Genomic DNA, 22239 nt, shown 5'->3' with positions numbered 1-22239 from the left:
AAGGGGATGGAAATGACCAATTATGTTCTTGACGGACACAAACCTAATATTATTGAAAAAAAAACTAGTTTCATTGCAAACAGTGCAGATTTGATAGGCAATATCATTATTCACGATTCTGCAAGTGTTTGGTTTGGTGCCGTTTTGCGTGGTGATAATGAACCTATTATTTTAGGCGAGGGATCAAATGTGCAAGATGGTGTTATTATCCATACCGACAAAGGAATTCCGGTTACTATCGGGCGTAATTGCACTATTGGTCACCGCGCGATCATTCATGGCTGTATAATTGGTGATAATACTCTAATTGGCATGGGTGCAATCATCATGAATAATGTAAAAATCGGAGAAAATTCGATTGTTGGAGCAGGTGCATTGGTCACCGAAGGTCAAGTGTTTCCAGCAAATTCGCTTATACTTGGTGCTCCGGCTAAGTTGAAACGCGCCCTAACTGAAGATGAAATTGCAAAAAATACAGCTTCAGCCCAATTATATCAGCAAAATTCAAAACGTTTTATTCGTGGTTTGGAAGAGCAACAAGAAACTGGTTTATAAATTTAAAACACAACTATTTTGCCCCTATATGTTTTATTCACTTAACGTTATTAGTTCTTGAAAAAATATATGAAATAAAAGCGGTTGAATTTCATTACACATTTTTTGTACTTACTCTTTTCCGCAATGAGGTGATTTGTGGCGCGGTTTTTGCCTGATAAATTTTTGACCATATTAATTGCAACAATTATTTTTGCCAGTTTTATGCCTGTAAGTGGGCAAGGGCAAGAATGGTTTTCACTGGCCACAAAGTGTGCTGTTGCTCTGTTATTTTTTTTGCATGGTGCTCGTTTGTCGAGTGAGGCAGTTATTGCTGGCATAACCCATTGGCGCCTGCATTTAATGGTATTTTTATCGACATTTGTACTTTTTCCCATTCTTGGTCTTATGGCAGGTTGGCTTATCCCTTCATTAAAGCAATCTATTTTTTATGCAGGCATTCTATATTTATGTGTGCTGCCTTCAACGGTACAATCGTCTATTGCTTTTACTTCTATTGCTGGCGGCAATGTACCTGCTGCTATTGTTTCGGCTTCAGCTTCAAATATCTTGGGCATGTTTGTTACTCCTTTTTTGGTTGGGCTTTTACTTCAAGCGTATTCCGGGACGGGTATTTCATTTGACGCCTTTTTAAGCATTATCTTACAGCTTTTATTGCCTTTTGTTGCAGGTCAAATATGCCGGCGCTTTATAGGGAGTTTTTTAAATAGTCATAAAACTTTAACGTCTATCGTTGATCGAGGTTCGATTGTTATGGTTGTTTATTTAGCTTTTTCCGAGGCTGTTACCCAAAAATTATGGTCAAACACGTCGTGGCACGATCTTATGGTAATGGTTGGATTTGATATTATTTTATTGTTTTTAGTATTGATGATTACATGGTGGGGAGCTAAATTATTCAAATTCAATGAACCCGACTGTATAACAATCATGTTTTGCGGATCAAAAAAGAGTTTGGCAAGTGGTGCCCCTATGGCAAATGCTATATTCTCAAGCTATAGCCACATAAATATCGGTGCTGTTGTGTTGCCTTTGATGCTATTTCATCAAATTCAGCTTATGGCTTGTACTATAATTGCGCGGCATTTGTCGCAACGGAAAGAATTAATAGATGATTGACGAAGACGCCCTTGAAGAAGCTTATAATCGTGGTTTAAGTTTAGAAAAATCCGGTGATTTTGATGGTGCAGCCATTGCATATCGCCATGCTTTAGAACTTGATCCTGATGATCATGCTGGCGCATCTGTGCGGCTTGCTGCTATGGGCAAGGGTGAAGTGCCACAAAATGCTCCAAAAGCCTATGTTGCAACATTATTTGATCAGCATGCCGATGTGTTTGATATGATTCTGGTCGATCAATTACAATATGATGTGCCATTGCAATTACGTGAGCGTTTGATTGAAGTGTTGGATGGCGATTTCATGTTTGAGCATATGCTTGATCTTGGTTGCGGTACTGGCTTATCTGCTGATGCACTTGATGATATGGCTAAAGAAAAGACAGGTATTGATATTTCTGAAAATATGGTTGCTATTGCCTATGAAAAAGGTGACTATGATAAATTATTTGTGGGCGATGCAGTAGGTTTTTTAAGTCAAGCAGGCGAACAAAAATGGGACTTAATTGTAGCAACCGATGTTCTACCTTATATGGGGCAACTTGATGATTTTTTCAAAAATGTTGCAGAGCATTTAGAAGATGATGGCATTTTTGGCTTTTCAAGTGAGACATCTGATAATGCAACTTTTTCCGGCCGGCCTTTTATGGTTGGGCCTTTTCAACGTTTTGCTCATAGCGAAGATTATATCAAAAAAACTTTAAATAGTAATGGTCTAGCCGTTATTGACTGTCAAAATATTGTAGTGCGTCTTGAACAACAAAATCCCGTTGCGGGCCAACTTATTCTAGCGCAAAAAAGCAGTTAATTTAATTCAATCCGACTATATGCATTGAGTATTATGTCAATATTCAATGCATGTAGGATAATGGAATAGATCAAATGATAAAACGCTAGTTAATTATCAAATAGTATCTTACAATATTTATCATATTAGTTTATTGCCCATTTATTAGTACTTTAATTGACAATAGGAACTCTTGTAATGTCTCATGTTGAGCAGCTTGGTTGGTGGGCAAAAAATAAGGGGTGGTTTTTGCCACTATCAATTATTCTTGGCTGTATAGGTGGTTTTGTTTTAGTAATTTGCGTTGTTATCTATTTTGTTGTAGGTGCAGTAAAAAAATCTGAGCCTTATATGCTAGGCTTACAAACCGCACAAAAAAATAGCGAGATTATCGCTTTAATAGGAGAGCCTATTGAGCCGGGTTTTTTTGTAGGTGGTAATATGCCTACTCCAAATGAACAGGGAATGATTGATATGTCCATTCCACTTTCAGGACCGAAGGGTAGTGGAGTTGTTTTGATTGTAGGCGCCAAGCAAGGAACTGAATGGAATTATAGTAGAATGTTATTTCGCAGCAATGAAACTACAACCGTCGTTGATTTACGGTATTGATAATTAACGAAATAAGCTTGTATCATTGCTTTGATTTTTTATAATGCCATAACAAGTTAATTTAAAATCAATTAATCAGATGCTAAAAATTCCATATTTTTCTATATATTGGTTTATTATAAACCCAAAAATTTTAATGAGTAAAAATGAATTATCGCCATATTTATCATGCTGGAAATTTTGCTGATGTTTTCAAGCATATTGTTGTTACTCGCATTATTGAATATTTAAAAAAGAAAGATCAAGCTTTTCGTGTCCTTGATACCCATGCTGGTATTGGTCTTTATAAGCTTAGTGATGATCGCGCACAAAAAACAGGCGAATGGCGCGATGGTATAGGTAGGATTATTAATAAGGATATAGATCCTGATATCGAATCCTTATTGAAACCATGGCTAGATATTATTGCAGAATTAAATAATCAGCAAAGTACTCTTCAAAAATATCCTGGCTCACCTATACTTATACGTAAGCTTTTGCGGCAAAAAGACCGCTTGACTGCGATAGAGTTGCATCCCGATGATTATAGAATTTTAAAATCACATTTTGATGGTGATTTTCAAACGAAGATCATAAATCTTAATGGTTGGCTAGCACTTGGATCGCAATTGCCACCAAAAGAAAAACGTGGTTTAGTATTAGTGGATCCTCCGTTTGAATTAGAAGGTGAATTTGAACGATTAGTGGATGGGTTAGTAAGGGCTAATAAGCGTTTTTCACATGGTATCTATGCTTTTTGGTATCCAGTTAAAAATTTCAATAGTGTAAATAAATTTTGTAACCAGCTATATGAAACAGGCATTCCCAAAATATTGCGTTTAGAATTGCATATTCGCAAGCAATCATCCATTGCTAGTTTGGATGGTACCGGAATGATTATAGTCAATCCTCCATATACATTAGAAAACGAAATAAAATTGCTTGGTCCGTTTTTAGTTGATTCATTAGGATGTGGTCCGGGTGCTCACTTGGTTTGTCGTTGGATTAGACAAGAAGATAGCCCAAAATAGATTTAAGTCTGATGTATTTTAGCTTTGCCTAAGCCATCAACGATCCGTGTTGTTGTGGAAAATGTAGAATGCTGGCTTTATATAAAACTTTAGCTAATGATAATTAAACGCTGTTGTAGAGCAATGGCGTTTAATTTAAAAAAATTGTAATATTGGTATTAGGAATGCCACACCAAACTTACAATTTTAAAAAATTCATTATCACATTAGCTGCAATTTCTCCTGAAGGCTGCTCTGTTTTCATAATATTATAAATTTTTTTAAAGCCAAGTAATTGAGCGTTTTGTGCAGGGCCATCATGCATGTGTCTTTCGACCTGCCTTGCTAGCATTCCTACCTTTATGTATTCATTGAAATATTCAGGAACAATAGGTTCATCAGCGATAATATTAGGTAATGCGGCTGACCATATTGTAATTTTCGGTAGTACAACCATTTTAGAAAACCAATCGGCGCGGTAAGCTAAAACGGTGGGGATATTACATAAAGCAAGCTCTAATGAAACAGTACCTGATGCAGCAAGGGCAACATCACTTTGTTTAAATGCTTGCCATTTTTCAACATCTCCAACAACAATATCGGGTTTGACAGCCCATTCAGATACTAATTGTCTCACTTCTTTTTCAATTTTCGGCAGAGTTGGCAATATAAAACGAATATTATCCGCCCGTTGCGATAGTTCATTTACTGCTCTACCAAAGTCTGGCATTAGTGCACGAACCTCTGAACGACGTGATCCAGGCAGAATAATAACGTGTTTTTTTCCATCCGTTACCCTAGTTTGACGGAACTGTCGCACATCGTTGATAGAAGCGGATGAGAGTAACCGGTGACCAACATAGGTTGAAGGTGGGCCATCAAGCATTTCCATTACTTTTGGTTCAAAAGGCAAAATAACTAGGACGTGATCAATATAACTGCGCATTTCCTTAGCGCGCTGCGGACGCCATGCCCAAACAGATGGGGCTATATATTTGATAATTGGAATTGAAGGATTTAAAGCGCGTACGCGTTTAGCAACACGATGAGTAAAATCTGGACTATCAATAATGATTAAACAGTCAGGATTTTGGTCTGCTAAAAACTGAGCTAACTTCTTAATGTGCGAATACAGTTTCGGCAATTGCTTTAAAACTGCAGTAATTCCCATAAGTGCAATATCTTCAGGGTCAAATAAGCTTTTTAAACCAAATTTTTCAAGGTGTTGCCCACCCACACCGATGAGTTCAATTTGTCCACTTATCTTTTTTTTCAAAACCTCGATTAGATCCGCGCCAAGTAAATCACCAGATTCTTCACCTGCAACAATGGCAATCTTTATTTTTTTTGTCATCAAGCGAAAATTACCTTAAAAAACTAGAATAAAATATATGGAACAATCCTCCAAATAAGGAGGATGATTATAATTTTTATCCTTGGATATATATGATGTAAAACTTAGCACTTTTAAAGTTATATTGAAAATTTATCGACCAGAACCATTACCAAAAGGACGAATACCGGTTGTTGTATTTTTAACAGCGTTATCTTGGCTATTGGGTTCATTAGTAAAGGTGCGCCATTGACGCTGACCATTATCGCCAAGATACCAATAGCCGGTGGTTTCATTTGCTTCATTATTGGTTAATAAGGCTGATGATGAGTTACTACTGCAACCGCTTAGCATTATAAAAGCACTGCCAATAGCTAAAAGAACGGGTAATTTCATAAAACTTCCTCTCTTCGGATGGACAAATTATTCATAATATTTATGACGCAACGATATCATAATTTACAAACTTTACAGTAAATTGAAAAGATTCGCCGGCGCTCTTGGATCTGCAAAAAGTGCGGCGATAATATATAATAATACGGCAGCAGCAACTAAACCATCAACTCTATCCATAAAACCACCATGGCCAGGGAGTAGGTTGCTTGAATCTTTAACACCAAAATACCGCTTAACCCAAGATTCACCTATGTCACCAGCTTGTGAAGCAATTGAAAGCATAAGCGCCAATAAAGGTACCCAGAAATCTGTTGGCGCGATATTGATTACTAGTGAATTTTTAATCAATAGCAGCACTACTAATACACCACCTGCAACACCTATAGCTGCGCCACCAACTGCACCAGACCACGTTTTATTGGGGGAAAACCTTGGGGCAAGTTTTGGCCCTCCAAGTGCACGTCCGTTGAAATAGGCCGCAATATCTGTGCCCCATACAATTGCAAATAGGAAAATAATTGCACCAAACCCCATTTGCTCATCGCCGCGCAATAATGTGAGTGCAAGAGCGGGGACTAGACCATATAAGAAGCCACCCGCAACCCAGCCTGCGTTTTGCCGTGACGCAAAAGCTAAAATTATTGCAAATAATATTGTTGCTGAAAAGATATATGAAATATCAAATTTAAACAGAACGAGGATAAAAATTATGCTATAAAATAACCAGCCCAACATCGTTGTTAAATTGTTTTGCTTCACCTTGCTAATTGTCTGCCATTCATACAGCACTGCAAAGCCAATTACAAAAGCAAAAACAGAGAACCAAACGCCCCCCAAAAAGGTAACTACAAGCGTTATTAGCGCGAAGATTATAGCCGTAATTATTCGGGTCTGTAAATTAGACATTAAACATCACCGCATAACACAAATTGAGCTTGCATATTACTTATGCCCCTTCTTTATCCTCGGCATATAATCCTAATGTTTTTCTCCCCATAGAAGAAATTAGAACATTATCATTGGATAGATTATCGATTGAGTTCTTCAACTTATATCTTCTTTATCCAATTTCAATCAAGGGATCAAATCATTTTGTAAAACGGCACCAAATCTACGATCGCGTTTTTGATAGTTTTCTATCGCTGCATCAAAATCTGCGCTGGAAAAATCTGGCCAAAAACACGGCACAAAACTTAATTCCGCATAAGCTGCTTGCCAAAGCAAAAAGTTGGATAAGCGCATCTCGCCGCTTGTACGAATAATAAGATCTGGATCAGGCATAAAAAAAGTATCAAGATGCGATGTAAAGAGTTCTTCAGTTATTTCTTCAATCTGTACTATATTTTTCTTCACTTGCTCTGCTAGCTTTTTTACAGCGCGTGTAATCTCATTGCGACTACCATAATTAAATGCAACAACGAAATTCAAACCATTATTTGTGGCTGTTGTTTTTTCTGCCTCTTCTAACAGAGACAATATATCGGCGGTCAGCCCGTCACGATCTCCTATAATCCGAACGCGTACGTTATTAGCCTTTAGCTTATTGATATCGCTACGGATAAAATATTTTAAAAGAGAAAGAAGATGGCTCACTTCATCTTTGGGGCGTGACCAATTTTCAGATGAAAATGCAAAAAATGTTAACCATTTTATACCGATCTTGTCACCGTGATCGACAATTTTACGAAGAGTCTCTGCGCCAGCCTTATGGCCGGCTACGCGCGGAAGCTTCCTTTCCTTGGCCCACCGACCGTTTCCATCCATTATAATAGCTATATGTTTGGGACTTGGCACGGTATAACCTTTTTTGTAAATATACAGATGTAAGAATTTGAATATTTTAGATTTTATAAGAAATAAAATAGCAAGGGCAGGTGAATAATACTCCAATCAGGCTGTTTTTTATACATTAAGATATAAGCTGAAGTAAAAACAGTGACCGATATTGAGCATATTAAAATTATAATATGAAAATTTAATACTCGAACAATTATTAAAACCATATTATCATTAAAATTAAAGCCGTGGTGCAAGCCTATCCTTTAACTTGACCACCGCTTAAATTTTAAAACTTATAATATCCACCCATTAAAATAGTATAATAAGTTAAAGTTAATAACTTAAACTTGCATAATTTCAGCTTCCTTAGTCGCTAAAATCTTATCAATCTCTGAGATGGTATCATCGGTCATTTTTTGGACGCGTTCCGATAAAGAGCGAGTGTCATCTTGACCAATAGTGCCATCTTTTTCTGCTTTTTTTAATGCATCCATACCATCGCGGCGCACATGACGACTGGCTACTTTAGCTTGTTCTGCATACTGATGGGCAATCTTTACCAATTCACGACGACGCTCTTCGTTGAGCTCAGGTAAGGGAATGCGAAGGTTTGTTCCATCGGTAATTGGATTAAGACCAAGACCAGAATCGCGGATTGCACGCTCTACTGCACCAACCATGGTTTTGTCCCAAACAGATACTGACAGCATACGTGGTTCAGGCACAGAAATATTTGCCACCTGATTAATTGGAACAGCTGAACCGTAAGCAACAACCGTAATAGGTTCCAAGAGGCTGGAAGATGCACGACCAGTTCGCAAGCCTCCTAGCTCATGTTTAAAAGAAGATACGGCGCCTTCCATGCGGCGCTTAAGGTCGTCAATATTTATAGCGTCACTCATTTTACTCTCCTTAAATTTCTAGGCTAGATGTTTTAAACTTCATCCGAAACTAACGTATATTGACCTTCTCCACGGAGTACATCAGCAAGACCGCCCCGATTGTGAATTGAGTAAACAATAATCGGAATATTATTTTCGCGGGCTAAAGCAACCGCTGTCGTATCCATAACAGATAGACCGCGCTGCAAAACTTCATCATGGGTTAAATGATCAAAACGAGTTGCATTTGGATCTAGCTTGGGATCTGCGGTATAAATACCATTAACTTGCGTACCCTTTAAAAGCACATCGGCACCAATTTCTGCTGCGCGAAGCGCGGCAGCGGTGTCGGTTGTGAAGAATGGATTACCAGTACCACCAGCAAAAATCACAACCTTACCTAAGTTAAGGTAAGCCATAGCCTTACGCTGTGAAAAGCTTTCAGAAATCTGAGGCATAGCAATAGCCGAAAGCACAACAGCATCAACACCAATTTTTGTCAAAGATGTTCGCAAGGCTAAAGAATTGATTGCTGTTGCAAGCATCCCCATGTGGTCGCCAGTTACGCGATCACCACCACGTGACGCAACAGCGACACCGCGGAAGATATTTCCACCGCCAATAACAATAGCAACTTCCACTCCTAGATCGCGAGCATCTTTTATGTCTGCTGCGATTCTATCCGCTACAGATACATCAATACCGAAACTCTGCCCCCCCATTAATGCCTCGCCCGATGCCTTTAGCAAAATCCGTTTATATTGGGGGCTATGTGTCATATCAAAATTCTCCAGCATATAATTTTTGCTGTCGATACACCAACAATGTTGATTTGTCACCAATCAACATGCAAAATAGACCATTTTGATGTATTAGACCTTGGTTTTTCCACCTTAACTCGGTTGTATCACATTATATATCACTAGCAATCAACTTCTATGATTACCACAAATATGCTTCAGGATTATTTCTATTTTTCTATCGAAACAGTAGATCAAAACCTTATACAAATAAGGTTCTGATATCTGTCTGTCTTTTAGTTTCTAGCTATAATAAGGCAGCGTCATATTAAATAAAGGGCTTATAAAATGCGCCCTTCAGCTGCTGCCTTTTCAGCTTCTATTTGGTCGGCGCTTTTAGGGCTTGTATCAACTACGGAACGAACGGAGCCGTTGCTGTTAATCACACATCGTGCATCGCGCAAATCTACCTTCAAAGTTAAAACTGTCGATCCATCTTGTGCCTTTGCAGAATCAAGCGCTTTAATCACTTTGGTGGGTAAATAGTATTTATTCGCTGCAGCATTGATGCAGGCTTGTGCGGCTGGCGTAGTTAATGAAGCTTTTGGTGTAAAAGGCTTTATGATTTTGCCAGATCCGTCATTAGTGTTGGTTACGCAACCACCCAAAATACCAAATGAAAAAATTGCAGCCCCAAAGGTCAATAGGCGCGTTACATTATACATTTTAAAAACCCTGTTTCGAAATAGCCTTTTGAAAGGCTCATCATAAATAATGGTGCAATTTAAATAATCTTATCATGCAAATCAATGTGATTGTCAGATTTTCCTATTATCAGTCGCAACAAAATATCTTTATCCCGCTAAATTGCAATTAAAATTTGAATGCCAAAGGTATTTTTTCGGTAAGACTTTAAATGCCTTTAGCCCTCAAGCTAAATTTGCTTGCGATTGGAAATTTAAGCATCTTGCATCATGAGCTAGCTTAATTGTCGGGTTATTATTCACCGTAACATTTATTTTTTCTAATATATTTGCATAAAAATTGATTCAAGTCATTTTGTCGATTGATTTTTATTTGTATAGAATTGATCAAAGGCAACTCAAAAGTAGCGCTCGATTGCATGCAAATGTGGTTTGGTTGGTATTTCTTGAAATATCTTGAACAATAAAATCAAGTTTTATTTTTTTGTTTGAAGATTTAAATTTGTTAATTCTATTTAAATTTAAGTATAAAAATTTTTTATATTTACCGTTATATAGTTTATATATACAACACTTTTAGTATTTTTAATTATTTTTAGTTTTGTATTTAAAAATTTTAATTTTTTTTAGATTTTTACTTGTCTATAAATCAAAATGGTTCTACAACTTACAGCATAGTAAATTTACTTTTGTCTATTTCTATTTATGCAGAGTTGAGAAGAGGGAGGTTCTTAACCCGGCTTCAATGTCGTAAAGAAGGACGCCCAAAACATGAAAAAGCTTACCCGCTGGCTTTTAGCCCTTATTATATTAGGGGTTATCGGCTTTTTTGTCCTAACATCACCAATAACATGGTCACTTACCCATCCTACTCGCGATGTTGCGGATGAATCATCGCCAGATTTAGAAAATGGGCGTGTTGTTTTTGTTGCAAGCGATTGCGCTACATGCCACGCTACACCAAATCAAGAAAATCATTTAAAATTGGGCGGTGGACGTGCACTAGACACCGAATTCGGTCGCTTTTATATGCCGAATATTTCGCCCGATAAAAAAGATGGTATCGGCAATTGGACACTTGCCCAATTTACCAAAGCTGTTCGTGAAGGTGTTGGCCCAAATGGTATAATGCCAGATGGACAAAATTTATATCCAGCATTTCCTTACACTTCGTATCAACGGCTCACCGCTAATGATGTGCGTGATATGTTTGCTTACATACAGTCTTTAGAACCAGTGGCCGGACAAGCTCCTGGTCACGAGTTAAAATTTCCATTCACTATGCGCCGCGGTGTCGGTGTATGGCGGCTTGCATTTCTTGACGGTCAGCCTTTAGCGCCTGAAAAAAATACAGCTTCAGATAAGGCTGATGCAATATTAATTGAGCGCGGTCGTTATCTTGTTGAAGGTGCAGGGCATTGCGCCGAATGCCATTCGACTCGTAATTTTATGGGTGTAATTAAAAGTGACTTACGCTATGGTGGTGGACCAACTCCAGATGGCAAGGGACATTTTCCCAATATAAGCCAAGATGAGACAGGTATTAAATTCTGGCCTGAGAATTCCATTGTCAGCTACTTGAAAACTGGAAAAAGCCCCATCAATAAGATTGCGGGTGGAGATATGGCCGAAGTTATCGAAAATACAAAACAACTTCCAGATGCTGATTTACGCGCTATGGCAGCCTATTTAAAAACCATTCCAGGTGTTGATCTTCCAGCTCCAGGGCAACCAGAGCCTAACCGCACACCGCAAATTGTTATGCTAAAGCAAACTTCAAAGGTAAATGCAGTTCTGCCAACCTCGTCAGACAATGAAGTTGCCCAGGCTGATATTTTATATACGGTCAATACCAAGCCATTTTATTTAGACGAAAATGGTAATGGTGATGAAGATGGAAAACTACTTGCAACAGCTAAGCTTACCGTGGTTGACCGTAAAGGTGATAAGATTAAAGTTCGCCTTGATGGTTGGCAAATGGATGGTGCGCCGTCAGTAGTTTATGCGCTAAAGGGCCAACGCATTATGTATGCCGTCTTAGGTGATAAAGCCATAGCAGCTTATAGTCGCGGTGCAGCTGATATTGACGCAGAAACTAACCAGACTTGGTATCCCGTAAACTTGGAATTATGGACAACCAATCAGGGACTAAATACATCACTTTCTAATATGTGGGCTTATTCATCTGATATGTTTAATTCTAGTTGTGGTGTATGTCATGCGCTACCACAAGCGGATCATCTTTTGGCAAACCAATGGATTGGTAATTTGAACGCGATGAAGCGGTACACATCACTGACACCAGATCAATATCGTTTATTACTTGGTTATTTGCAAAATCATTCTAAAGATGTCAACGAAAGTGGGAGCACCCATTAATGACTGCTTTGCTAACCGAAAATGGTTGCCATAATAGCGAAGAGGCAAAAGCACAAGAATGTTTGGTGGGGGCTGCAATCTTGGATTGGTTCTCTAATCTGTTAATTGCCCCTCCAAATATAAAGCTTTTGGCTGAATATCAAACCAATGCTCTTTCAGAATTTCTGGAAGAGCTAGGCCTCAGTCTTAATGCAACTAAACTAACTGGCTCTTTAACCAAATGTTTGCAATCTAATTCGCCTGAAGCTTTACAGCACTTACTTTCAAGGCAATATGTTGCACTATTTGATGGTTTTGCTGGTCCCAATACCGTTCCTCCTTATGAAAGCTATTATAAGGATGCCCAAGGCCGTCTATTTCAACAGCCTTATGTTGAAATGCTAAATATATTGGGTGCCTTGGACGTGTCCGTTGCGTCTAACTGTAAAGAGCCAGCGGATCATTTAGCTTTGGAACTTGCTGCATTAGCCGAAGCACTACGGCAACAAAATAGTCCTTTTATCGTAAATCTGGTCGATCGCCTTATGAGTTGGGTTCCAGCGATGGGCGATGCTGTAGGAGAAAAGGCTAATGCAAGCTTTTATGCTGAACTATTGGCATTGCTAGTAGTCTATTTATCTTCATTAAACAGCCATTTACAGGCTGAAAATATAGTAATACATTAGGAGAATGCCATGTCATTCGACAATAAAAATGTTACAAAAACTTCATTAAACCGTCGCTCATTTTTAAAAAGTGCGGCAGTGCTTGCAATGTTAAGCACAACAAGTGGTGCATTGTTTACGCGTGGGGCTTTAGCACAAGCCGCAAACAAACTCACAATGTCTGCAAGCCATTGGGGTGTCTTTCGCGGTCAAGTTGAAAATGGTCGGTTGATAGAAGTAATCCCTTGGGAAAAGGACCCCCATCCAACTCCGATGTTACAAGGTATGATGGATTCGATTTATTCGCCCTCACGGATTAAATACCCCATGGTACGTCGTGCTTGGCTAGAGCAGGGGCCCGGCGCTGATCCAGCAGGACGAGGGACAGGTGATTTTGTTCGCGTTAGTTGGGATAAAGCTTTAGATTTGGTTGCGGCGGAGTTAAAACGCGTTCGTGAAAAATATGGCCCTACCAGTATTTTTGGCGGTTCATATGGCTGGAAAAGCGTTGGGAAGTTCCATAACTGCCGTACATTATTGCGTCGTATGCTTAAATTAACAGGTGGTTTTGTTAATTCTCTTGGTGATTACTCTACGGGAGCCGCGCAAGTGATTATGCCACATGTCGTTGGTTCGCTAGAGGTATATGAACAATGCACATCTTGGGATGTTGTAAAAGAAAATACTAAAACCATTGTGTTTTGGGGCTGTAATCCAGTCAACACTAATCAGATTGGTTGGCTTGTACCAGATCATGGTGGTTTTGTTGGTTTGGAAGAGGTTAAGAAAGCTGGTATTAGGGTTATTTGTATTGATCCTATCAAAACAGAAACTTGCCAGTTTTTAGAAGGTGAGTGGCTCGCACCGCGTCCGCAAACCGATGTTGCTATGATGCTTGGTATCGCCCACACCCTTTACGCTGAAAAGCTGCATGATGAAGCCTTTTTAAAAAAATATACCGTTGGTTTTGAACAATTTTTGGACTATTTAATTGGTAAAACTGATGGCACTGCGAAAACCGCGGAATGGGCTGAAGAAATTTGCGGTATTGATGCTGCAACTATCAAAGATTTAGCACGCGACTTTGCCAAGAATCGTACGATGATTGCTGCAGGTTGGTCAATTCAACGTCAACACCATGGCGAGCAAGCTCACTGGATGTTAGTCACCTTGTGTTCCATGTTAGGTCAAATTGGTCTGCCTGGCGGAGGTTTTGGCTTTAGTTATCACTATTGTAGTGCCGGTACTCCAACTGCAACCGGTCCAATCCTTAGCGGTATTACTGATGGTCCTGCGGCACCTTTAACTGAATTGCCCCCAGGATGCGCCCCCGGGGCAACCAATTCGGCTTGCCAACCAAAGTCGAATGCTATTCCTGTTTGTCGTGTTGTCGAATCCCTGCTTAATCCAGGTAAAACAATTAAATATAACGGTTCTGATATTGTTTTACCCGAATTGCATATGGTTTATTGGGCGGGTGGCAATCCATTTTCTCACCAACAAGATCGTAATGAAATGGTTGAGGCTTGGAAGAAACTTGATACTTTTGTTGTTCAAGATTTTCAATGGACCGCATCAGCTCGTCACGCAGATATTGTTTTGCCCGTGACAACATCCTATGAACGCAATGATATAGAGCAAATGGGCGATTATGGCCTTAGCCATATTGTTCCTATGAAAAAACTTGTAGAACCCATGTATGAGGCTCGCGCAGATTTTGATGTCCTTGCAGATATTTGCGAGCGATTAGGTAAGCGTCAGGAATTTACTGAGGGCTTAACAGAAATGGAGTGGATTCGTAACTTTTATGAAGCAGCTCGCATTGAATCTCGTGCCAAAGGTATGGAAATGCCGATTTTTGATGTGTTTTGGGAAAGTGATGAGGCTCTTGGTTTTCCAATTAAAGACGCTCAAAAACAATTTGTTCGTTATGGCGCATTCCGTGAAGACCCATTGTTAAATGCCTTGGGTACACCGTCTGGTAAAATTGAAATTTTTTCTCTTAATATTGAAAAAATGCAATATGATGATTGTCCTCCCCATCCAACATGGATGGAGCCAATTGAGCGTTTGGATGGGCCTACAACCAAATATCCGCTTCATATTGCTTCTAATCATCCGATTTATCGTCTCCATTCGCAATTATGTGGCACCAAACTACGTGATGAATATGCGGTTGGTGGACGTGAGCCTTGTTGGATTAATCCCAAGGATGCAGCTGAGCGTGGTTTGAAAGATGGCGATATTGCTCGCGCTTTCAATGATCGCGGCCAAATTCTTGTTGGCATTAAAATTACCGATGTTATTCGCCCTGGTGTTATCCGCATCAATGAGGGAGGGTGGTATGATCCAGCTAATCCACGTGAGGCAAAAACCCTTTGTCGTTACGGTGATGTTAATAATTTGACGACTGGTATTGCTACATCAAAATTGGCTCAAGCTAATTGCGGGCAAACGGCAGTTGTTGAAATTGAGAAATTTCATGGTGAAATTCCGACAGTCGATGTCTTTGTTGAGCCTAGAAAAGCAAGCTAAACGAAAAAATAGTTAAAAAAATAGGGGCATTGATTTTTATCTGAAAATCAATGCCCCCATTTAGTAAGTATAAAATTCACTACTGCGAATATTTTAAGCTAAACAAGATTTGATTGCGAAAAATTGGTTTATTTAATTTTTCTTATGGAAGGAGGGGCACGTTAACGGGCAGATTTAAATAAATCAAAGTTCGATTTTGCTTTAAATACTATTTGATAATCCAATTTTAATTGTCTTTAGTTATTTACTTGATGAAAATTAATTCATGTAGCTCTCAATTTTCATGCTGTGATGATTGAAATAAACAATTATTAAAAAAGCTTTGAGAAAAATAATAGCCTGCCCTTGTGTCAAAAACATAATTGGGCTTTATTGAAATTTAAATGATTCATAGACAGTAAAATATTAGCTGATATCATATGTCTACTTTTTATGATTGTAGCGGTTTACGGTTAAACTCATATCCACACTGACGTAGCATAGTCCATTTGCGCTATTTGGCAAAAGGTCCAAGGGAGAAAAAAATGACTACTACCATTCGTCCGCTAATTGCAGGCAATTGGAAAATGCATGGCACAAGCGAATCGCTCTCTGAGTTGCGAGCTATCGCTGTTGGTTTAAGTTCTGATCTGGGTAGTGGCTTTGATGCATTGATTTGTGTTCCAGCAACACTTATTTCTAGAGCCCATGACATTTTGTCGGGTGAGGTATTATCTTTAGGTGGGCAAGACTGTCATACGCTAGATACTGGTGCATATACGGGTGATGTCTCCGCGCCGATGATTAAGGATGCAGGTGCGTCTTTTGTAATTGTTGGCCATTCGGAGCGGCGCGAATATCACCATGAAAGTGATGAAATTGTCCGCAAAAAAACGGAAGCTGCTCACCGTGCTAATTTGGTCGCGGTGGTTTGCGTGGGTGAAAAGTTAGAAGAGCGCGAAAATGGTACTGCACTTTCAGTAGTTGAAAGCCAATTAGCTGGTTCACTACCTGATAAAATTAGCGATAGTGATACGATCGTCGCCTATGAGCCAGTTTGGGCAATTGGTACTGGTAAAATACCAACTATTGCTGACGTTGAGGAAATGCATGGCTTTATCCGCAATGTTCTAGTAAAGCGCTATGGCGAAAATGCCAATCAAATACGCATCCTTTATGGCGGCTCAGTGAAGCCTGACAATGCGGCGACTTTGCTAGCTGTTGATAATGTTAATGGCGCGCTTGTCGGCGGTGCTAGTTTAAAAGCTGGTGATTTTCTTGCAATTTGCAATGCTGGACGAAAGTGATAGGCTGTTATTAGCTATCTATTAACAACGTTAATCCAAGAAACTTATCAAGTTTTTTGATATTTTTCTTGGATTATTGTTGTTTTGCGTGTACACACTGCAAGATATGTATTGGGGATACTGATAGTATTCCTATTCTCGTTATAATAATTAAAGCCGCCTCCCAATTTATAGTGAGGCAAACTTGCATGAAAGACAGGACCAATGCAGACAGTTGTCATCGTTATCCACCTTCTGATTGTTATTGCCCTTGTTGGGGTTATATTGATCCAACGTTCTGAGGGCGGTGGTCTTGGTATAGGTGGTGGTTCTGGTTTTATGACCGCACGTGGCACAAAAAATGCCTTAACCCGCTTTACTGCAATTCTTGCTGGGTGTTTCTTTTTAACGTCCATCATCTTAACAGTATTACAGTCGGTATCTAATCATACTCCCACATCAATTCTTGACAATGTTCCTCCAGCTAGCAGTGCTCCCACTCCAGTTGCTCCAACAAATAATGGCGTGCCTACAGGTATTGATGCACCAGCTACAGTTGCACCACTCAATACACCGTCATCTTCGTCAGAAGTACCAACCAACTAATTTAGAAAATTATGATGAATGTAAAAGCCCTTGTTTTCTAGCAGGGGCTTTTTTATTTGCTGATTGCTATTTAGCTTAAAATATGGCTCAATATGGCTTGAGCAGCTGTGAGGTCACTTGTAAAAGTGCAAGTTAAATTTATATATAAAGAGTTACTATCATTTATAATCATCAAGATTGAATTGGGAATGTTTTTTAATAAAAGCTTTGTCCAATTTAAAACACAAACATCGCTAGGCGAAAAAGATTATCCTTGGAAAAAGAAACAGTTATTGAACATAAATTAGTAGATCATCAACCCATAGCTATGCGCAGTCTTGTTGTTGTGCCGGTGGTAAAAGAAGATCGACTAACGGAAAATATGCCCAGTCGCAGTATATCTGCACGGGTTGAAGAAGCTTTGGGGCTTGCGCGAGCCATTGATCTTGATGTAGTGGTGCAGCAGACTGTTACGCTAAGTCAGGTTAAACCTGCAACCCTGCTTGGCAGTGGTAAGGTGGATGAGCTTGGCGAAATTATAGCAGAAAATGAAATAGGCTTGGCAATTGTTGATTATAGTTTGACGCCTGTTCAGCAACGCAACCTTGAAAAAGCTTGGAATTGTAAAGTTATCGATCGTACTGGTCTTATTCTTGAAATTTTTGGTGAACGAGCGCGCACTCGTGAAGGAACGCTACAGGTTGAACTTGCCCACTTAAATTATCAAAAGGGGCGTCTTGTTCGCAGTTGGACTCACTTGGAGCGGCAACGCGGCGGTGGCGGCTTTTTGGGTGGGCCAGGTGAAACCCAGATCGAAGCTGATAGACGTTTATTACAGGATAAAATTACACGTTTAAAGCGTGATCTTGAAAAGGTGGTCAAGACACGCGAATTGCATCGTGCCAAACGTAAAAAGACACCTCATCCAGTCGTTGCATTGGTTGGTTACACCAATGCGGGTAAATCAACATTGTTTAATCGCATTACTGGTGCTGATGTTTTGGCCAAGGATATGCTATTCGCAACGCTTGATCCAACATTGCGGCGCATAAAGTTTCCGCATGGTGATACGGTTATCTTATCCGATACGGTGGGCTTTATTTCTAATTTGCCAACCCATTTGGTGGCGGCATTTAGGGCAACTCTGGAAGAGGTGATTGAAGCTGATATTATTCTTCATGTCCGCGATATGTCTGATCCAGATAATGCTATCCACCGCCAAGATGTCTTGGATATTCTTAAAGGTCTTGGTGTTGAGGTTGATGACCCTAAACGCGTGATTGAAGTTTGGAATAAGGTGGATAGGCTAGAGGTTGCGGCTCAAGAACAGTTGCAGCAAACAGCCCAAACGGCAATTTTACCTAGCATTCCACTATCAGCAATTGATGGTACTGGTATTGATGAGCTGACCACGCTTATTGAACAGCGCATATCTGGCAAAATAGAGCACATTAGTTTGCATTTAAATTCAAATGAATTGGTGCTGTTGGATTGGCTTTATCGCAATGGGCGCAACCAACAACGTAAAGATCTTGAAGATGGTAGCGTTGAAATTAGCGTCGATTTGTCAAATTCCGCGCATGAGGCATTCAAAATAAGACGAGAAAGACTTAACGTCAGTTAAGCCCTAGCACATAGAGCATTGTCATATGAGTTGGTGACATGCTCTATTCTAGCTCTTAATGATAAATGGTTTTATAATAAAGCTAAAGCAAGCCAAGCTCGGCAAGTTCATGGCGCAGTTCTATAGGTAGTTCCGCTAGGCTATTGGCTGTTAAATCTTGCGGTGCATCTTTATCATCAAGATAACGCCAACCTTGGAAGGCGCGTCTTGGTTGCCATTGTGTCTCAATGATTTTAGGCTTTAAAACCAAGTCACATCTTTTAATTCCGTCAACATCAACAAATTCATGAATATCAATAAGTCTTTGCCGGCATTGAACATTATTTTTAATAACCCAATAAAGTGAGCCGCCGTCAAGAAGTTCATCTTTGCGCTTGGGGATCATCCGTGTGGTATGGGTTTGTTTTGCTTCTTTTCCCAAAGAACGCTTTTCATCCATTCTAAAGTCAATCCAAGCCTGTAAATCCTCAATTGAAGAAGCGCCAACACATAATTTTACAAGATTAATTCCCATGGGAGCACTATATACCCTAATTCTATTGCTTGGTTAAGCCGTGGCAATTATATAAGCGTAAGTCCTATTTAATTCAACCCGCCTAATTTTTAAAAAAGTCAATTAAAACTTACTCTTAAGCTCAATGGCGGTGAAAAGAAGTTTTTCATAATCCTCTTGCGGAATTTCGATAGCCCCCATACTTGCCAAATGATCAGTTAAAAACTGAGTGTCCAATAATTGAAAGCCATGGGTTTGCAGTAAGTTAACTAAAGCAACTAAACATGCTTTGGATGCATTGTCCGTGCGTGAAAACATACTTTCACCAAAAAATGCGCCGCCAAGCGAAATGCCATATAGTCCGCCTACCAACTTATCATCACGCCACGCTTCAACCGTATGGCAAAAACCATTTAAAAAAAGTGTATGGCATGCATCGCGTATAGATTGATTTATCCATGTATTTTCGCGGCCTTTCGTGGCCTCGGCACAACCATTTATCACTCCAAAGAAATCTGTATCAAATCGAATTTCAAAAGGATTTTTACGCAAAAATTTTGCAAGGCTGCGTGAAATATGTAAGGAGTTAAGAGGGATAATACCACGCATTTTAGGTTTTACCCAAAAAATATCGGGATCATCTGCATCATCAGACATTGGAAAAATGCCTTGAGCATAGGCGTTAAGCAAGTCTTCGGGATCAATCTTAAAATAATCCATGATTATACCACTTAACCTATAAATACGAGATTTAAGTATAACGCATTTACGAATAGAACCTGATAAAAACAAAATTAGAGCAATTGATAGTTACGACTATGCAAATTGCTCTAATTTTTTTTGCTTGATATAAAACTAATTATTTAGCTGGATTTTTATTTGCTAAATATTTCTCTAGCCAATGAATATCATAGTCACCTTTGGCAATATCGTCATTCTTAATGAGGTCCATAAACAAAGGTAGTGTGGTCTTTACACCATCGACGACAAATTCATCCAACGCACGGCGTAAACGCATCATGCATTCTTTACGATTGCGACCATGAACGATAAGTTTGCCGATCAAGCTATCATAATAAGGCGGAATGCGATAACCCGTATAGGCTCCCGAATCAACGCGAATGCCCAAGCCACCTGGAGTATGAAAATGGGTGATTAAACCTGGTGATGGCGTAAAGTTATGGGGATCCTCAGCATTAATACGGCATTCAATCGCATGACCTGAAAAACGAACCTCATCTTGGGTAACGGATAAACCATTGCCTGATGCAACGCGAATTTGTTCATGCACAAGGTCTATACCAGTGATAGCTTCGGTAACTGGATGCTCAACTTGTAGGCGTGTATTCATTTCAATGAAATAGAATTCACCATTTTCATAGAGAAACTCGATGGTGCCAGCACCGCGATAGCCAAGACCAGCACAGGCTTTGGCAACGATATTACCAATTTTTTGGCGAGCTTCATCATCTAAAGCGGGTGAGGTTGCTTCTTCCCAAACCTTTTGATGGCGTCGTTGTAACGAACAATCACGTTCACCAAGGTGAATTGCATTTCCTGCGCCATCGCCCATAACCTGAACTTCAATATGGCGCGGCTTTTCAAGATATTTTTCAATGTAAACCGCGTCATCACCAAAAGCTGCACCTGCCTCGGTGCGTGCTGTTGAAAGAGCAATTGATAGCTCATCAGCGTTGCGTGCAACCTTCATGCCGCGCCCACCACCGCCAGCAGATGCCTTGATGATAACCGGGAAGCCAATTTCGTGGGCAATGCGCATGGCTTCTGCATCTTCTGTTACAGCACCATCAGAGCCAGGAACTACTGGAATACCAAGGCGTTTTGCGGTCTTTTTAGCTTCAATCTTATCACCCATAATACGAATATGGGCCGAGGTAGGGCCAATAAAAGTAATTGCATGAGCTTCAAGAATTTCAGCAAATTTGGCGTTTTCAGATAAAAAGCCATAGCCTGGATGAATAGCATCCGCACCGGTTATTTCACATGCTGCAACGATTTGATGCATGTTAAGATAGCTGTCGCGTGAAGGAGCAGGCCCAATACAGACACTTTCATCCGCGAGACGGACATGCATAGCATCAGCGTCGGCAGTTGAATGGACTGCTACGGTTTTTATATCAAGCTCTTTACAGGCCCTTAGAACGCGAAGTGCAATTTCGCCACGATTTGCTATAAGGATTTTCTTGATCATTACTATACGCCTGTTTATTCAACAACAACTAAAAGCTCACCAAATTCAACTGGTTGTGCATCTTCAACCAAAATTGCTTTTACTGTTCCAGCGCGTGGTGATGAAATGGGATTCATGGTTTTCATTGCTTCAACAATGAGCAAAGTTTGTCCTTCGCTAACTTGTTGGCCAACTTCAACAAATGTGCGCGCACCTGGGGCAGGGGAAAGATAAGCCGTGCCAACCATTGGAGAGGGAACCGCGTTTTTGCTTACCGTTTCGACAGCTGGTGCGGCTGCAACTTGCGGCGCTACCATATTAGGAACGCCTGCCGGGGCTGCATAAACCGGTTGTGCTGCAATGCCACCGCCAATAGTTCTTGAAACACGAATGCGTAAATCATCCTGCTCAAGTTCAATATCTGAAAGATTGGTATCATTCAAAATTTCAGCCAAATCACGAATTAGATCTGTGTTAAAGCCGGTCTTTTTATCTGTTGTCATTTTTATCTAAGCTCCTTGCGATAGGGACTGTATAATTTAGTTCCCTACCATGCCTTTTGGCAGCAATGTATAATTCGCCTTATAGAGGGAATTGATGACAAGAAAAAGCAAAAATTCTACTTTTT

22 protein-coding genes are annotated in these 22239 nt (G+C 39.8%); 11 read left to right on the top strand and 11 right to left on the bottom strand.

Annotation, left to right across the window (positions count from 1 at the left end):
• Positions 1 to 12: 12 nt before the first annotated feature.
• From N6B01_RS06150 to N6B01_RS06130, 5 genes are all read left to right on the top strand, one after another.
• Positions 13 to 555, top strand: coding sequence for a gamma carbonic anhydrase family protein (locus tag N6B01_RS06150; RefSeq protein WP_262080404.1), 543 nt, complete (start codon positions 13 to 15; stop codon positions 553 to 555).
• Between the two features lie 138 nt (positions 556 to 693).
• Positions 694 to 1674: a bile acid:sodium symporter family protein gene (locus N6B01_RS06145; RefSeq protein WP_262080403.1), complete on the top strand. Its 981-nt coding sequence runs from the start codon at positions 694 to 696 to the stop codon at positions 1672 to 1674.
• Positions 1667 to 2482 (top strand): methyltransferase, encoded by an 816-nt coding sequence (locus N6B01_RS06140; protein ID WP_262080401.1) that lies wholly within the window; start codon positions 1667 to 1669, stop codon positions 2480 to 2482. The genes N6B01_RS06145 and N6B01_RS06140 overlap by 8 nt, the downstream gene beginning before the upstream one ends.
• Positions 2483 to 2659: 177 nt before the next feature.
• Positions 2660 to 3073 carry a cytochrome c oxidase assembly factor Coa1 family protein gene (locus tag N6B01_RS06135; protein ID WP_182419401.1) on the top strand — a complete coding sequence of 138 codons (414 nt, stop codon included), beginning with the start codon at positions 2660 to 2662 and terminating at the stop codon, positions 3071 to 3073.
• A 146-nt stretch (positions 3074 to 3219) separates the two neighbouring features.
• Entirely contained in the window at positions 3220 to 4083 is an 864-nt protein-coding gene (locus N6B01_RS06130) for a 23S rRNA (adenine(2030)-N(6))-methyltransferase RlmJ (protein WP_262080399.1), read from the top strand.
• Positions 4084 to 4261: 178 nt separating this feature from the next.
• Here N6B01_RS06130 and lpxB read toward each other — a convergent pair whose 3' ends face one another.
• From lpxB to N6B01_RS06095, 7 genes are all read right to left on the bottom strand, one after another.
• Positions 4262 to 5416: a lipid-A-disaccharide synthase gene (gene lpxB / locus N6B01_RS06125; protein WP_262080397.1), complete on the bottom strand. Its 1155-nt coding sequence runs from the start codon at positions 5414 to 5416 to the stop codon at positions 4262 to 4264.
• 132 nt (positions 5417 to 5548) lie between these two features.
• Positions 5549 to 5791, bottom strand: a complete 243-nt coding sequence (locus N6B01_RS06120; RefSeq protein WP_262080395.1) for a hypothetical protein — start codon at positions 5789 to 5791, stop codon at positions 5549 to 5551.
• 72 nt (positions 5792 to 5863) lie between these two features.
• Positions 5864 to 6697, bottom strand: a complete 834-nt coding sequence (locus N6B01_RS06115) for a phosphatidate cytidylyltransferase (RefSeq protein ID WP_262080393.1) — start codon at positions 6695 to 6697, stop codon at positions 5864 to 5866.
• Positions 6698 to 6865: 168 nt separating this feature from the next.
• Positions 6866 to 7585, bottom strand: coding sequence for an isoprenyl transferase (locus N6B01_RS06110; protein ID WP_262080392.1), 720 nt, complete (start codon positions 7583 to 7585; stop codon positions 6866 to 6868).
• 326 nt (positions 7586 to 7911) lie between these two features.
• Positions 7912 to 8472, bottom strand: coding sequence for a ribosome recycling factor (frr, locus tag N6B01_RS06105; RefSeq protein WP_182419395.1), 561 nt, complete (start codon positions 8470 to 8472; stop codon positions 7912 to 7914).
• A gap of 32 nt (positions 8473 to 8504) precedes the next feature.
• A complete protein-coding gene (gene pyrH / locus N6B01_RS06100; RefSeq protein WP_182419394.1) occupies positions 8505 to 9230 on the bottom strand; it encodes a UMP kinase in 726 nt (241 codons plus the stop codon).
• A 302-nt stretch (positions 9231 to 9532) separates the two neighbouring features.
• Positions 9533 to 9916: a hypothetical protein gene (locus N6B01_RS06095; protein WP_182419393.1), complete on the bottom strand. Its 384-nt coding sequence runs from the start codon at positions 9914 to 9916 to the stop codon at positions 9533 to 9535.
• 750 nt (positions 9917 to 10666) lie between these two features.
• Here N6B01_RS06095 and N6B01_RS15175 point away from each other — a divergent pair.
• The 6 genes from N6B01_RS15175 (at position 10667) to hflX (ending at position 18927) form a co-directional block, all read left to right on the top strand.
• Positions 10667 to 12274 carry a c-type cytochrome gene (locus tag N6B01_RS15175; RefSeq protein ID WP_315973326.1) on the top strand — a complete coding sequence of 536 codons (1608 nt, stop codon included), beginning with the start codon at positions 10667 to 10669 and terminating at the stop codon, positions 12272 to 12274.
• Complete coding sequence (locus N6B01_RS06085) at positions 12274 to 12939, top strand: TorD/DmsD family molecular chaperone (protein WP_262080390.1); 666 nt, start codon at positions 12274 to 12276, stop codon at positions 12937 to 12939. The genes N6B01_RS15175 and N6B01_RS06085 overlap by 1 nt, the downstream gene beginning before the upstream one ends.
• Positions 12940 to 12948: 9 nt before the next feature.
• Positions 12949 to 15453, top strand: a complete 2505-nt coding sequence (gene torA / locus N6B01_RS06080) for a trimethylamine-N-oxide reductase TorA (RefSeq protein WP_182419390.1) — start codon at positions 12949 to 12951, stop codon at positions 15451 to 15453.
• A gap of 524 nt (positions 15454 to 15977) precedes the next feature.
• Positions 15978 to 16739: a triose-phosphate isomerase gene (gene tpiA / locus N6B01_RS06075; RefSeq protein WP_262080388.1), complete on the top strand. Its 762-nt coding sequence runs from the start codon at positions 15978 to 15980 to the stop codon at positions 16737 to 16739.
• A 204-nt stretch (positions 16740 to 16943) separates the two neighbouring features.
• Complete coding sequence (gene secG / locus N6B01_RS06070) at positions 16944 to 17324, top strand: preprotein translocase subunit SecG (RefSeq protein WP_182419388.1); 381 nt, start codon at positions 16944 to 16946, stop codon at positions 17322 to 17324.
• A 307-nt stretch (positions 17325 to 17631) separates the two neighbouring features.
• On the top strand, positions 17632 to 18927 hold the full coding sequence (gene hflX / locus N6B01_RS06065) for a GTPase HflX (protein WP_262080592.1): 1296 nt from the start codon (positions 17632 to 17634) through the stop codon (positions 18925 to 18927).
• Positions 18928 to 19009: 82 nt separating this feature from the next.
• Here hflX and N6B01_RS06060 read toward each other — a convergent pair whose 3' ends face one another.
• The 4 genes from N6B01_RS06060 to accB all read right to left on the bottom strand — a co-directional run bounded on the left by N6B01_RS06060 (position 19010) and on the right by accB (position 22114).
• Positions 19010 to 19441 (bottom strand): DUF1489 family protein, encoded by a 432-nt coding sequence (locus tag N6B01_RS06060; RefSeq protein ID WP_262080386.1) that lies wholly within the window; start codon positions 19439 to 19441, stop codon positions 19010 to 19012.
• A 102-nt stretch (positions 19442 to 19543) separates the two neighbouring features.
• Positions 19544 to 20140: a leucyl/phenylalanyl-tRNA--protein transferase gene (gene aat / locus N6B01_RS06055; RefSeq protein ID WP_262080384.1), complete on the bottom strand. Its 597-nt coding sequence runs from the start codon at positions 20138 to 20140 to the stop codon at positions 19544 to 19546.
• A gap of 139 nt (positions 20141 to 20279) precedes the next feature.
• The gene (accC, locus tag N6B01_RS06050; protein WP_182419385.1) at positions 20280 to 21632 is read right to left on the bottom strand and encodes an acetyl-CoA carboxylase biotin carboxylase subunit; all 1353 of its coding nucleotides are present in this window, start codon (positions 21630 to 21632) and stop codon (positions 20280 to 20282) included.
• Positions 21633 to 21646: 14 nt separating this feature from the next.
• On the bottom strand, positions 21647 to 22114 hold the full coding sequence (accB, locus tag N6B01_RS06045) for an acetyl-CoA carboxylase biotin carboxyl carrier protein (protein WP_262080383.1): 468 nt from the start codon (positions 22112 to 22114) through the stop codon (positions 21647 to 21649).
• Between the last annotated feature and the right edge of the window lie 125 nt (positions 22115 to 22239).

It is taken from the genome of Bartonella sp. HY406 (genome assembly GCF_025449315.1).
Lineage (GTDB): Bacteria > Pseudomonadota > Alphaproteobacteria > Rhizobiales > Rhizobiaceae > HY038.
Note: the sequence above shows the minus strand (reverse complement) of the source record. Positions and strands in the feature narration are given on the sequence as shown.

Bases quoted from the DNA above. Each gene is read 5' to 3' on its own strand.
- N6B01_RS06140 (WP_262080401.1), top strand. From the start codon at position 1,667: ATGATTGACGAAGACGCCCTTGAAGAAGCTTATAATCGTGGTTTAAGT.
- N6B01_RS06115 (WP_262080393.1), bottom strand. From the start codon at position 6,697: ATGTCTAATTTACAGACCCGAATAATTACGGCTATAATCTTCGCGCTA.
- N6B01_RS06135 (WP_182419401.1), top strand. From the start codon at position 2,660: ATGTCTCATGTTGAGCAGCTTGGTTGGTGGGCAAAAAATAAGGGGTGG.
- frr (WP_182419395.1), bottom strand. From the start codon at position 8,472: ATGAGTGACGCTATAAATATTGACGACCTTAAGCGCCGCATGGAAGGC.
- N6B01_RS06085 (WP_262080390.1), top strand. From the start codon at position 12,274: ATGACTGCTTTGCTAACCGAAAATGGTTGCCATAATAGCGAAGAGGCA.
- aat (WP_262080384.1), bottom strand. From the start codon at position 20,140: ATGGATTATTTTAAGATTGATCCCGAAGACTTGCTTAACGCCTATGCT.
- tpiA (WP_262080388.1), top strand. From the start codon at position 15,978: ATGACTACTACCATTCGTCCGCTAATTGCAGGCAATTGGAAAATGCAT.
- torA (WP_182419390.1), top strand. From the start codon at position 12,949: ATGTCATTCGACAATAAAAATGTTACAAAAACTTCATTAAACCGTCGC.
- N6B01_RS06120 (WP_262080395.1), bottom strand. From the start codon at position 5,791: ATGAAATTACCCGTTCTTTTAGCTATTGGCAGTGCTTTTATAATGCTA.
- hflX (WP_262080592.1), top strand. From the start codon at position 17,632: ATGCGCAGTCTTGTTGTTGTGCCGGTGGTAAAAGAAGATCGACTAACG.
- N6B01_RS06150 (WP_262080404.1), top strand. From the start codon at position 13: ATGACCAATTATGTTCTTGACGGACACAAACCTAATATTATTGAAAAA.
- N6B01_RS06060 (WP_262080386.1), bottom strand. From the start codon at position 19,441: ATGGGAATTAATCTTGTAAAATTATGTGTTGGCGCTTCTTCAATTGAG.
- accB (WP_262080383.1), bottom strand. From the start codon at position 22,114: ATGACAACAGATAAAAAGACCGGCTTTAACACAGATCTAATTCGTGAT.
- N6B01_RS15175 (WP_315973326.1), top strand. From the start codon at position 10,667: ATGAAAAAGCTTACCCGCTGGCTTTTAGCCCTTATTATATTAGGGGTT.
- accC (WP_182419385.1), bottom strand. From the start codon at position 21,632: ATGATCAAGAAAATCCTTATAGCAAATCGTGGCGAAATTGCACTTCGC.
- lpxB (WP_262080397.1), bottom strand. From the start codon at position 5,416: ATGACAAAAAAAATAAAGATTGCCATTGTTGCAGGTGAAGAATCTGGT.
- N6B01_RS06130 (WP_262080399.1), top strand. From the start codon at position 3,220: ATGAATTATCGCCATATTTATCATGCTGGAAATTTTGCTGATGTTTTC.
- secG (WP_182419388.1), top strand. From the start codon at position 16,944: ATGCAGACAGTTGTCATCGTTATCCACCTTCTGATTGTTATTGCCCTT.
- pyrH (WP_182419394.1), bottom strand. From the start codon at position 9,230: ATGACACATAGCCCCCAATATAAACGGATTTTGCTAAAGGCATCGGGC.
- N6B01_RS06095 (WP_182419393.1), bottom strand. From the start codon at position 9,916: ATGTATAATGTAACGCGCCTATTGACCTTTGGGGCTGCAATTTTTTCA.